This is a genomic window from Kitasatospora sp. NPDC058190 (assembly GCF_042883685.1).
Classification (GTDB): domain Bacteria; phylum Actinomycetota; class Actinomycetes; order Streptomycetales; family Streptomycetaceae; genus Kitasatospora.
This window is the reverse complement of sequence record NZ_JBHVVI010000163.1, coordinates 6,347-16,764: the sequence shown is the minus strand read 5'-3', so window position 1 is coordinate 16,764 and position 10,418 is coordinate 6,347. Positions and strand designations below refer to the sequence as shown.

The 10,418-nt window shown below is 70.1% G+C and carries 10 protein-coding genes and 1 pseudogene; 6 read left to right on the top strand and 5 right to left on the bottom strand.

Annotated features, from left to right (window positions below; genetic code table 11):
- Window positions 1-306: 306 nt before the first annotated feature.
- Window positions 307-696, top strand: coding sequence for a hypothetical protein (locus ACFVWU_RS40900; protein ID WP_387630837.1), 390 nt, complete (start codon window positions 307-309; stop codon window positions 694-696).
- On the opposite strand, the gene ACFVWU_RS40895 is transcribed toward ACFVWU_RS40900, so the two are convergent.
- Window positions 616-1,371: a hypothetical protein gene (locus ACFVWU_RS40895; protein ID WP_387630834.1), complete on the bottom strand. Its 756-nt coding sequence runs from the start codon at window positions 1,369-1,371 to the stop codon at window positions 616-618. The two genes, ACFVWU_RS40900 and ACFVWU_RS40895, sit on opposite strands and share 81 nt — an antisense overlap.
- 699 nt (window positions 1,372-2,070) lie before the next feature.
- Between ACFVWU_RS40895 and ACFVWU_RS40890 the strand changes: the two genes are divergently transcribed.
- The gene (locus ACFVWU_RS40890; protein ID WP_387630832.1) at window positions 2,071-2,724 is read left to right on the top strand and encodes an RICIN domain-containing protein; all 654 of its coding nucleotides are present in this window, start codon (window positions 2,071-2,073) and stop codon (window positions 2,722-2,724) included.
- A gap of 285 nt (window positions 2,725-3,009) precedes the next feature.
- Here the strand turns inward: ACFVWU_RS40890 and ACFVWU_RS40885 are convergent, their stop codons facing one another.
- Together ACFVWU_RS40885 and ACFVWU_RS40880 are read right to left on the bottom strand one after the other, a co-directional pair.
- On the bottom strand, window positions 3,010-3,156 hold the full coding sequence (locus ACFVWU_RS40885) for a hypothetical protein (RefSeq protein WP_387630843.1): 147 nt from the start codon (window positions 3,154-3,156) through the stop codon (window positions 3,010-3,012).
- A 334-nt stretch (window positions 3,157-3,490) separates the two neighbouring features.
- Window positions 3,491-4,123, bottom strand: a pseudogene (locus ACFVWU_RS40880) (replication-relaxation family protein); the annotation flags it as partial.
- A 930-nt stretch (window positions 4,124-5,053) separates the two neighbouring features.
- Between ACFVWU_RS40880 and ACFVWU_RS40875 the strand changes: the two are divergent.
- Window positions 5,054-5,569 carry a ribosome-inactivating family protein gene (locus tag ACFVWU_RS40875; RefSeq protein ID WP_387630829.1) on the top strand — a complete coding sequence of 172 codons (516 nt, stop codon included), beginning with the start codon at window positions 5,054-5,056 and terminating at the stop codon, window positions 5,567-5,569.
- Window positions 5,570-5,697: 128 nt separating this feature from the next.
- Here the strand turns inward: ACFVWU_RS40875 and ACFVWU_RS40870 are convergent, their stop codons facing one another.
- Together ACFVWU_RS40870 and ACFVWU_RS40865 are read right to left on the bottom strand one after the other, a co-directional pair.
- Window positions 5,698-6,021: a hypothetical protein gene (locus ACFVWU_RS40870; protein WP_387630826.1), complete on the bottom strand. Its 324-nt coding sequence runs from the start codon at window positions 6,019-6,021 to the stop codon at window positions 5,698-5,700.
- Between the two features lie 242 nt (window positions 6,022-6,263).
- Window positions 6,264-7,340 (bottom strand): IPT/TIG domain-containing protein, encoded by a 1,077-nt coding sequence (locus ACFVWU_RS40865; protein WP_387630824.1) that lies wholly within the window; start codon window positions 7,338-7,340, stop codon window positions 6,264-6,266.
- Between the two features lie 886 nt (window positions 7,341-8,226).
- On the opposite strand from ACFVWU_RS40865, the gene ACFVWU_RS40860 reads away from it, so the two are divergent.
- From ACFVWU_RS40860 to ACFVWU_RS40850, 3 genes are all read left to right on the top strand, one after another.
- Window positions 8,227-8,922 carry a hypothetical protein gene (locus ACFVWU_RS40860; protein ID WP_387630821.1) on the top strand — a complete coding sequence of 232 codons (696 nt, stop codon included), beginning with the start codon at window positions 8,227-8,229 and terminating at the stop codon, window positions 8,920-8,922.
- A gap of 273 nt (window positions 8,923-9,195) precedes the next feature.
- Window positions 9,196-9,993 (top strand): IPT/TIG domain-containing protein, encoded by a 798-nt coding sequence (locus ACFVWU_RS40855; RefSeq protein ID WP_387630818.1) that lies wholly within the window; start codon window positions 9,196-9,198, stop codon window positions 9,991-9,993.
- A 151-nt stretch (window positions 9,994-10,144) separates the two neighbouring features.
- Window positions 10,145-10,418, top strand: a 274-nt coding sequence (locus tag ACFVWU_RS40850) for an IPT/TIG domain-containing protein (protein WP_387630816.1), incomplete at its 3' end; no start/stop codon positions are given.

The following is a 10,418-nucleotide window of genomic DNA, read 5'->3' as shown; positions in this document are numbered from 1 at the left end:
GAAAGCTACCTCGCCGGCCTTCACCTCCGCGGCGCAATGATCTGGATCAAGGCTCTCACCCGAACCCGTTGATCACGACCGAATACCCGCCCTAGCCGCCACCCCCGACACACCCCGGATCCGCCCGCAGTCAACGTCCGATGAGACGAATCCCGCCCCGTCAAACTTCGCTGAGACTGATCAAACTTCGGTGAGACAGGTCACCCGTGTCCTCTGACAGGCGATCTTGACCGATTGACAAGAGATCTTGACCGACCTGCCCGGCCTGCCTCTGACCGCGTCGGCCGGGTGGTGGATGATCGGGGTGTGCTGGTGCGTACCGAGTTGCTGCCGCTGGGTCCGTCGGGGTTGCCGAGGGTCCGGGTCCACACGCCTCTCGGCAGTGCCGTGGCGGTGTGGCGCGGTGACCTGGACAACGTGGTTGGCTGGCACCACATCGGATGGACCGTCGACGGGGGCATCCTCTGGGGCCGCAACACGCGGTCGGCCACGCTTGCCGAACCGGAGGTGCGCGAGGAGGCCGGCCAGGTCGTCCTGCGAGGACGGCTCCGGCTCACCGAAGACGGCGCCGCTGTCCTTGAGTTGGGCGACTCGCAGGTGCTGTTCGAGGTCGGTTCACTGCCGCCGCCCGACAGCGCCTGGGTGGAGATCAGCGTCGAAGCGGACAAGGTGGAGCTGTACCCCTACTTTGTCTGACCGGCGAAGATCGGTTGGCGGACGGTCAAGATCACCTGTCAGAGGACACAAACCGCTGACCCGTCTCAGCGAAGTTTGACTCTTCTCAACGAAGTTTGACCGCGTCGCTCCTAGCTTGAACGGAGGCTCCTGGGGGAACTCGCCCGCCGCGGCCCAGGGATCGTCCTGGTTCCGCAGCTCCGCTTCCTCCCGCTCCCGCCGCTCGGCGGCCGCGCGCTCCTCGGCAATCGTGGGGATGGAGGCGAGGGCCTCGGCCGGGCGGCCCTGCCTGATCAGCATGTCGGCCAGGTCGAGGTCGGCCGAGTAATGGGTTGATGAGCGGAGAAGCGCGAGGGCCTCCTCCAGCCGCCCGTCCCGCTCCAGCAGCCGCGCCAACGCGGTGTCCCACTCGCCGGGCTCCCGCTTCTTGAGGGCGGTGGCCTCCGAGATGCCCTCCGTGCAGCGGCCCGCCTCGCCCAGCAGCCAGAGCCGCAGGTGGAGGACCTGATCCGGGTGCCCCTCGACGTACGCGCCGGTGAGCCCCTCCAGGAGTTCGAGCGCCCGGCCGGGACGACCGTCGTCGACGAGTTCGAAGGGGATCTGCTGCGTCAGCTCGCCGAGGTGGCCGGGCGCGTAGAGGCCATCGGAGACGACGGACCTACGGATGAGCAGGGTGATGGCAGACTGGTCGGACAACGGGACCTCTCGTCGAGCATGAAGACCTTGGTCGGCTTCCTCGCTCTACCAGGGGTCCCGCTCCTTTCGACGGCGGTTGGCGGTGACTGCCTGATCGTCACCGGGGGCGGTCACCAGACAAGGGAGAGCGGCAGCCCGGTCGTCGACCTCGATGCGCAGCCGTCGCCCGTCAGAGCCAGCAGCCGTCGCACCGGCAGACGGGCCGGGCCAGCGGTCCGATTGCCGGTTCGCAGCCGGAACTCCCTCCGAATTGGGCATGATCGGACACACAGGATCCGAAGGTGGCGGGAGCGTGGCCAAGACCGTCTACACGATGCTCCAGGCACGCACCCAGCAGGGGGCGAAGATCCGGGCTTCCCGGACCGACCCGCTGCCCCCGGCGCATCGCCGAGCAAGCGCCCCGGGGTGTGTGGCGAGGGAGACACGATGGGCGTCACACCACCGCGGCAGCCACCACCGAGATCGCCGGCCTGCGCTCGCGGGGTTCAGCTACCGAGGCGCGGCGGGCGCCCCTTCGGCTCGCCAGTCAGTCGTTCGCATGCGCGCTCCAGGAAATGCTTCGCACGCCCGCCAAAGGGGTGATCCCCCTTGGGCAGCACGGACTGCACACTGCACATTAGCAATGACCGACAGTGCCGCCAGGCTGTCAGGGGCGGCTTCTGCTCTCCCTCGACCACACACAATGCAGGAGGTCTTCCCGTGCGTAACCACCGCGCCCTGGGCGCCGTCAGCACGGCCGCCGGGTCGTCCATCGCCGACGCCTCTCCCGAACACGCCGGAGCGCAGAACACCCCCACGACTCTCGTCCCTGCTGCGGCCGGGCGTCCGCGACACGGCGTCACCGTGGCGCGTCTGGCCGTCCTGCTCGGCCTGATGACCGCGCTGCTCGGCACGTCGGTCGCGCCCGCGAGCGCCGCGCCGGGCGACCTGTTCAGCCCGATCACCATCGTCAACTCCGCCACCAGCGGCCACCTTCTCCCCTGGGGATTCGGCGACGACCACGACGACAACATCTGGATGGTCGCCTCGAACAGCGCCACCCGCGGCGACCAGTGGACGGTCGAGGAGTCGGGGAGCGGCTACGTCCTCATCCGCAACAACGCCACCGGCAAGTGCCTCAAGCCCGCCCCCTTCACATACTTCGGCAAGACGTACGTGACCCAGGGCAGCTGCAACGACAGCTTCGAGTTCCAGTGGGGGCTGGAACACTCGCAGTTCACCAACCTGTACAAGATCGTCAACCGCTCCACGCGACAGGCCATGACGCCGTACCAGAACCTGCCCGACCAGGTCGTGGTGCTGGACACCAACAGCAACGACGCCAAGAACTGGTGGTCCCTGACCAGCATCTGACCAGGCGACGCCGAGCAGGCCCCGTGGGCAGCAGCCGGGACGAGACCCGGCTGCTGCCCCAGACTCCGTTCCCACCCGAGCGGCCCGCAGTGGGAGTATCTGCGTCGCCCCGGATCGGGACGGCCGCCCGTCATGATTCCCCCAGGACCGCTCACATTGCCGACAAGGGCCCCTGAGCTATTCCTTCCCGTGGCCGGCCCCGTGCGGACGCGACGCCGAAAACCGCGCCCGGTCCTCCCCCGGCGGAGCAGCCGGGCGGATCGCCAGGCCGGCCACCTGTGACTGCTACTGCAGGATGCCGACCGCCCTCGCCACCACCAGCACCACCGTGATCAGCGACACCGCCGACTGCGTCATCATCAGCAGCTTCGCCCAGACCGACAGCGGCATGGTGTCCGTCGGGCTGAAGGCGCAGGCATTGGTGAACGGCACGTACAAGTAGTCCGGATAGGAGGGGCTCCCAGCCCGGCTCGTCAGAGAGGCTGTGGCGGCCGTAGCGCCACCACACCCGTCCACCTGTCCAGCGAGGTGACCAGGACCGGCACAACATCGCCGTACTCCCGCCAGAGGTCGTCCCCCGAGGCCCTCCCGGTGGACGCCGCCCAGTACTCGACGGCCAGGTCGCCGATCGCCCGGCCCAGTTGCCCAGGCCGGCGGGGCCCGCCCCCGTGACCACCAGCGCGACGGGCGGGTCACCTCGGTCGCCCAGGTTGGTCACGGTGCCCACCCCGCCCGGGGCGTCCGGCGCGGTGCCGCCCCGGACAAAGGCGAGCACGGTCTCGTTGACCGCCATCGCATGCTGGGCACCGGAACGCCCGGCGCCCCGAGCCGTTCCGCCCAGGTCGGAGCGAGGCAGGCCGAGCACCTGCTCGGCCGCCTCCAGCCCGGCCGTACCCTCCAGCCGCCAGGTCTTGTGCCGGTCCTTCGTGTTGCCGTCGGAAGCGACCAGGCCATGCAGGGCGAGATCGCCGAGCGCCTGCCGGATCACGGTGTTCGACGCCGCCCCCGGGCGCAGCAGTCGCTGGAGCTGGTCGGCGGTCGCGACCTTCAGGACGCCGAGCGCGCCGAGGACGTCGAAGCGCAGGGCGTTGGTCGAGCCGTTCGGGTTGGCGGCCCCGCGTACGAACGCGGTCCGTCCCGGCCGGGACGGCTGTGGTGGTTCGACGGCGTCGGCCCGGTCGTCGTTGTCGTCGGGCTGAGCGGGGCTCTGACGGGTGCTCACGGGCGTCTCCCGGTGGTCGTGGTCGGCTGCTGTCTCTCCGGGATATCCGGCGTTCCTGACAGCGGCCAAGCTCGTTCCGGGCCCGCGCGCCGCGCCTCCCCCACAACCACCCCCCCGCCCGCCTCCGAGCGGGCGTGCGGCCGGCCCAGCCGGACGCGGAAATCCGGTGACTTTCATGGGGTTCCATTCTCCGAGCGCGGGAGATGCCCACGCCTCGGAATGAGGGAGCACTCTGTGCGAGGCGCAGCCCGGGCCGGTTTCGGGCTACCGGTCGCCGGCCCGGCTCGGTGTGGCTGACGGTCTGGCCTGAGTTCACGCCGAGGGCCGGGAGCCGGGTACCGGGGGACATAACTCGCTGGTGGCTGCCGGTGTGACGCAGCGCCTCGTAAGTCACTGTCATGCAGTCAGATGACTGATGTGCAGGACCTTCGTGTGGGAGCACAGTGGGTGGGTTGCGCGTTCCCGTGGGTCCACCGGAACATCGCGCCCCGGAACGTATCGGGCTGACCGGCCGGGGAAGGGTCGAGGACGGGGAGAACGGATGCCGGCCGCGGTGCAGCGGCGGGCGGCCGCCTGCCCGCCGCGGATCCGTCCGGGCCGGTCCGGATCCTCTTCGATCAAGGAGAGATGACAGGCATTTCGGAGTTTCGCGGCGTCCGGTGTTCGGCCGGAACCTGCAGACCAGGCTCACCGCACTGCTGGTGGCCTTCGTCGCCGGCGTGGTGACGCTGGTCTCGGGCGCTGGCGTGGCCAGCGCCGACACCGGCGACTACCGGGTCGCGCACTGCTGGGTGACCATGAGCAACGAGTGGGTGGACCCGGGCCGGATGACGTCGGACTGGGGCACGTTCCTGCAGAGCCTGCGCCCTGCCTCCGGCAGCCGGTGGCAGGGCGACACCTACATCACCCGGTCCTCGAACTCGGTGTCGCTGATCCGCGCGGACATCAACGCCATGAACGGCGGCGGCCGACAGATGACGCTGCGCCTCTGGTTCACCCCCGACAACCTCTACCTGCGGGGCTTCACCACCACCTCGGTCGACGCGCGCGGGCGAGGGCGACATCACCTACGCCTTCAACGACAGCGACTTCAACCTCGGCCAGACGATGGACGCCCTGCGGCACGGCCCGGACGCCGGCCTGCTCCCCCCGGCGGTCTACCGGAGCCTGTCCTACGACGGCAGCTACACCCAGATGGGCCGCGAGACCGGCGGCCCCGGCGTCACCCGTGACAACACCACGATGAGCTACGCCTCGCTGATCAACTCCGTCTTCCAGCTTGCCTACCTCGTCCGCGGCACCGAGCAGCACGGCGGAAGCCAGTTCCGCAGCACGGCCTTCTCCCTCATGCGGATGATCCAGGCGACCTCCGAGGCGGCCCGGCTCCGCGACGTACAGGGCATCATGATCCAGATGATGGGCAACCACCGCATGGCCTTCAACATGCCCGTGCAGCAGCAGGACCTGGAGAACAGCTGGAGCGGGCTCTCCCGGTACGCGGCCAGGGGCCAGAACGGCAACGGCCTGAGCGTCGGCCCGCACCTGCCCCGCGTCACCACTGTCGCCCGCGCCCTGGCTTACCTCGCTCTGGCGCTCGCTCCGACGGCCAAGGGCCGCCCGTAGGTTCCCGGCATCCCTGAGCGCCCTGTGGGGGCGGCCGATGCTGGCTTCCCCCACAGGGCGCGGCGGGCCACCACCGAAGCCGCACGCCCCGCACCCTGCACCTCGCACCCCGCACGATCGAGTACGACTTACGACGGGGCCTCAGCATCACACCGCCTGCCTACCCGCGCCAGGGCCGTCCCCAGGCCGCCGACCGCCGGCACGCGCACCACGCGCATCACCAAGATCACGGCCCGCGGGGCCTCGACCGGCGCTGGGATGCAGTAGAAGGGCACACCGTTGCTGACCTCACCGTTGGCGAGGACCACGGTCACCTGCACCACGCCCGCCCCGGCAGGAGTGGTGACGTGGTCGGCGCCCGCGTCGTAGGCGACGTTCCCAGCCGGAGTGTCGCCGAATAGCACCTGGCTGACGGTGCTCAGGGCGTGGGCCGTGGTGCTGGTTATCGTCACGGAGGTATTGCCCCCCGGGAGCCCTGGTTCGGGGACAGTGGCATCGGACTCTCCAGAAAGCAGGAACCGCGCATGGGCGCACTGGCTCGGATGCACAAGTGGCCCATATAAATGACTGACTTCACAAGGATGTTGACGACAAGTCAATCCGACAGTCGGCGAGTTCGGGCAGGGACGGCCCCCCAAGACGAGTAGCCGGCCTTCGGAGTGTCATCCGAAGGCCGGCAGCACCGCCGGGACGATCAGGCGGTGTACGTCATGGTTCCGGCGGACGCCGTGCCGCCCGGGGTGGTCACGGTGACGTTGACGGTGGTGGCCGGTGTACCGATCGGGATGGTGCCGGTGATAAGGGTATCGGTGTTGGTGATCAGCGTCGCCGTGGTCGACCCGAACGTCACGGTCGCACCGGTGAGACCGGTACCCACGATGGTGAACACGCCACCACCGGCCGGGATGCTGACCGACGGCGTGATGGCCGCGGTCACGACCGGCACACCCACGTAGGTCATGGTGCCGGCGGACGCCGTGCCGCCCGGGGTGGTCACGGTGACGTTGACGGTGGTGCCCGCGGTGCCGGCCGGGATGATGCCGGTGATGACGGTACCGGTGTTGGCGGTCAGCGTCGCCGTGGTCGACCCGAACGTCACGGTCGCACCCGTGAGGTTGGTGCCCACGATGGTGAACACGCCACCACCCGCCGGGATGCTGACCGACGGAGTGATGGCCGCCGTCACGACCGGCACGGGCGGGAGGAGGTAGGTGAAGCCGCCCGGAACACTCGCCGATCCACCGGCGGTGGTCACCACCACGGGGACGTTGCCCGCGGCGTGCGCCGGGGTCAGGCCCGCGATCACGTTCGCGGTGCTGGCCAGCACGGTGGCCGCGATGCCGCCGAAGGTCACGGCCGCCCCGGCGAGCCCGGCACCGGTGATGACGAACACGGTACCGCCGGCGGTCGGGCCGGAGGCGGGCGTGATGGCCGTGGGGCTGGGCACGGGCGGCGGCGAGGCCACCAGATAGGTGTAGGCCACGGGGTTGCTGGTGCCGTTCGGGGTGGTGACGGTCACCGCCACCGTGCCCTTTCCGGGCGGGGCCACGACGACGAGGCTGAAGCCGAGGACGTCACCGGCCACGACGGTGGCCGGGGTCTCTCCGAAGTGAACCTGGGTGGCGGCGTTGAGGCCCAGGCCGGTGAGGGTGACGAGGTTGCCGCCGGTCTCGGGCCCCGCGTTGGGGCTGTCCGCGAACAGCACGGGCGGCAGCGGCCAGGGCAGCGTGGGGCTCGGCGCCAACGGCGCCGCGTGCACGGTTGCGTTCACGATGTGTCTCCTGGGTGAGAACGGTGATGGCGGCCGGCTGGACCTTCGGCCGCGCCGCCCGGCCCCGGTCCTGTCGGCGGTCCGGCCACTGCCTCGACCCGGCGCACTGCGGCGGGCGGCGAGGCCTAAGGGCGGGGCGGGAGAAACCGAGCCGCGGGTGCCGGTACCGTCGCGACTACGGGATGTCCGGACCGGTGGCGTCGACGGGTGCCGGCGAGCTGACGCCAGGCAGGCTCGAACCAGTCAGCCCCGGTGTTCGGGCGGAGGGGGCTGGAACAGGGCACGGGCCGCCGGTTGAGCTTCCCGGCACGGGGATGGGCGGCCCGCCGGTTCAGACGCCATCATTAACCCGAAAGAATGTATCCGGAGCAACAGTATTGACGAATAGTCACCCGAATAGCTCAGTGCAACGAGATGTCCGCGCACGCCCACCGCGGATGGCGGACCCCATCGGCATGGCAGGACGAAGCATCCGGGCGCCGCCCACCCGGCATCGCCGTGGAAGCGGGCCCGGGCATCGGAACGCCGAGGAGCCATCGCGCGGGCGCGGGACCACCCTGAAGCGCCGAAGTCGGTAACGCGTGGTTCGTGTGGGACGGCAGCGCACACTCCCGAGCACACCTCGGGGAAGACGTTACGGGTGGGCGCTGCGCCTAATGGGTGACGTACAGTCATATGCCTTGTGTTTATTGCGGTTCAAATGACTGACTTGTGGTGTCCGAATAGGGGGCCGCCCATCCCTCCGTTGGGGAAGGCAGCCCATCGGTATGTGGTGGCGTGAACCTGTCACAGGCTCGGGGGACCCCCATCGGAGAGAGCCGTCGGCCGACATGCTGTTTGCGTGCGTCGGCTGACGAGGGTGGCTCAGGCGTCCGAGGAGGCGTTCTTGCGAGCCGTCAACATGCTTCGAGTGCTGTTCGGGACCGGCGCCGTCGGTGCGCTCATGCTCACACCCCCGGCGGCACACGCGCAGACCGCGAGTCCCGCGCAGGCGATGGCCGTGCCGTGCAGCGAAGCCGCGTTGGTGAACGCCGTCAACGCGGCCAACGCCGCCGGGGGCGGTGCCCTGCTCCTGGCACCGTTCTGCACCTATTCCCTCACCAGCGCCCACAGCCCGGGTGGCGCCGGCGGACCGGCGGGGCTGCCGAACATCACCACGCCGATCACCATGAGCGGGCTGGACACCGAGATCACCCGCGCGTCGGGCGCCCCCGCCTTCCGCATCATCGAGGTGGACGGGCCCTCGCAACTCCCCACCGCCCACGGCCGACTCACCCTGACCACGGTCACCATCAGCAACGGTGACGCCGGCATCGGGGTGGGCGGCGGCATCGCCAACCTCGGCGGGTCGCTCGCCATGACCGCCGGAGGCGTGAGCAACAGCCGCGCCTCGTTCGGCGGCGGCATCTACACCGACACCGCACTGACGATGATTGCCGGCAGCGTCACCGGCAACACCGCCACGGTCGACGGCGGCGGCATCTTCGAGAACGCCGGCTCCGTCGCGCTCCTGTCCACCAACGTCTCCGGCAACACCCCGAACAACTGCGCCGCCACCCCGCCCCTGAGCGCGCCCTGCTGAGGCCCGACGGCGCCACCACAGGACACCCGACCCACCCACCCAAGCCACAGGTCAACGGCGCGGTAGAACCACGCCGCCCGAATCACATCCCCACGCCCCGCTCCCATCCGGCATCCAACCGGTCGGCGACTTCGGGGCCCGATTCCGGCAGCGCTACGAGCCCTGCCCTGTGACCTGCTGGAACCCGACCACGCCCGGTGTGACGGACCGCCGACTCGGCAGCCCCGGCGAACCGGGCGACAGCGTCATCAGCAACAGCAAAGGAGATCAGTCATGGCACCCTCCATCACCTCCATCTCGCCGACCTCGGGCCACTCGGGCCAGACGATGACCATCACGGGCACCGGTCTGGGGAGCCTGAGCACGACCAAGGTGAACTTCGGCACCAAGACGGTCACGCCCACCGCGGCCAGCAGCACCTCCGTGACCCTCACCATCCCGTCGGGGTGCAGCGGTCAGGCCAACGTCATCGCGACCGTCTCCGGGGTCAACAGCAACAGCAGCGCCTTCTTCTACGTCGCCGCCCCGACGGTCACGTCGCTGACCCCCAGCACCGGTCCTGCCGCACCCGGCGCCATCGACGTCTTCGGCACCGGTTTCTCGACCGCGACCTCGGTAGCCTTCGGCACGGTCGGCACCGCCGTCCCCACCGTCCTGTCCGACAGCCACCTGACCGTCACCCCGTCGGCCCACGGCGCCTTCACCGCCTGCACCGACCCGGCGGACGTCCTCGTCACCAACACCGGTGGCACCAGCTCCCCGATCGGCGCGTCGGGTCAGTTCACCTACTACCAGCTGCCGACGGTCACCGGCGTGACGCCCGGCACGGGAGCGGCCGGCACCACCGGGGTCATCGTCGCCGGCACCTGCTTCGTCGACGTCAGCTCCGTGACGTTCACCCCGACCGGCGGTGGCGCGTCCACCCCGGCCGACAACGTCAACATCACCGGTGTGGGCAGTCTGACCCTCGACGTGCCCGGCACCCTGGCCACCGGCACCTACGACATCCAGGTCATCACCCCCGGCGGCACCAGCACGGCCGTCGCCGCCGACCACTTCGTCATCCCCTGAGCGTCGGGCGGGCGCGGGCACCGAGCAGCACGGTCGCCCCCGCCCTGCGGCCCATCGGCGCGGATCCGACGGGCCGCGGCCACGGACCTGCTGCGCCCTGGCCGCCCACGGCGGCCAGGGCACCCTCGCCAGCCACGCAAAGGAGCACCCGATGGCTCCGGTCATCAGCGGCATCAACCCCAACCACGGGCCGGCCGCGGGCGGTACGGCCGTCACGATCAGCGGAAGCGGCTTCACCGGCGCGACCTCGGTGAAGTTCGGAACCGTGCCGGTGTCGTCGTTCACGCTAGTTAGCGACAGCCAGATCACTACCGCGGCTCCCGCGGGGTCCGGTTCGGTCGCCGTCACGGTCACCACGCCGCTCGGCACGAGCAACGGTGTCACCTTCAGTTACACCGTTCCACCTGTGATCACTGCTGTGAGAC

Excerpts from the sequence above, each read along its gene's own strand:
- ACFVWU_RS40855 (WP_387630818.1), top strand. The coding sequence starts at position 9,196 with ATGGCACCCTCCATCACCTCCATCTCGCCGACCTCGGGCCACTCGGGC.
- ACFVWU_RS40875 (WP_387630829.1), top strand. The coding sequence starts at position 5,054 with ATGGACGCCCTGCGGCACGGCCCGGACGCCGGCCTGCTCCCCCCGGCG.